At 35.7% G+C, this 788-nt stretch carries 1 protein-coding gene; it reads right to left on the minus strand.

The annotated features are described in order from the left end of the window. Positions 1-46: 46 nt before the first annotated feature. Positions 47-788, minus strand: a 742-nt coding sequence (locus OK414_RS29725; RefSeq protein WP_264363580.1) for a helix-turn-helix domain-containing protein, incomplete at its 5' end; no start/stop codon positions are given.

The following is a 788-nucleotide window of genomic DNA, read 5'->3' on the forward strand; positions in this document are numbered from 1 at the left end:
TATTTTCTACAGTCTATAGACAAAAATAGGCTTCAAGATAACTATATTAAGCATCTAATTCTAAAAAGTTATAGAATAACGGATTAGTTTTATTCCTTTGAACTTCTTTTCTACGCTCAGCAGCAAATAAACCTCTTAAAGTCCCGAAAAAATAGGCTTCAAAGGTTGTCTTTATTCGGTTTCTTTTATAAGCAAAGACGGTTTCTTTAAATGCTTGAACAGCAATTGATACTACTTCTTCAACAGGCTTCTCTAGACGGCTTATTTTGTGTGCTAAGCGTACTTTCCCCCATAATTGATAAATATCATCTGCATAGTTAAAAAACGGCTGTACGGCCCCTTTAAATGGTGTTGGAATAAAAGAGGGTAGATAATCCGTCGAAAGCTTTATATCTATGTCTTTACGTATGTATTTATTTAAATCTTTTAAAGTTAAATTATAGGTAGGGATTTTTTTTGCCTCTTCATCCTTACTCTCGCAAGGGGTTTCAGCATTTTCTGCTTCAACATCTGCTTCAACATGGGAAGTTAAATCGAGCTGTAAAAAGTGTACCCAGTACTCGAAGTAAGGGTGGTTAACAAATAAGTGTACAGGATTCCCTTTGCCGTTATTACGAGGACAACGTCGATAGACGGTTACAATTTGCCCTTGTTCTCGTAACTCTTTTACGTGACGGTCAATGGTTCCTTTAGATTTTTCATAAGTTTTACCTAAATATGTACTGCCAGGAAAACAAAATCCTCTCTCTGCACCTAACCAGCATAGTCGATCTATTGCTTTTCTTGTA

The sequence above is a fragment of the Priestia sp. JV24 genome (assembly GCF_025910025.1).
GTDB lineage: Bacteria > Bacillota > Bacilli > Bacillales > Bacillaceae_H > Priestia > Priestia megaterium.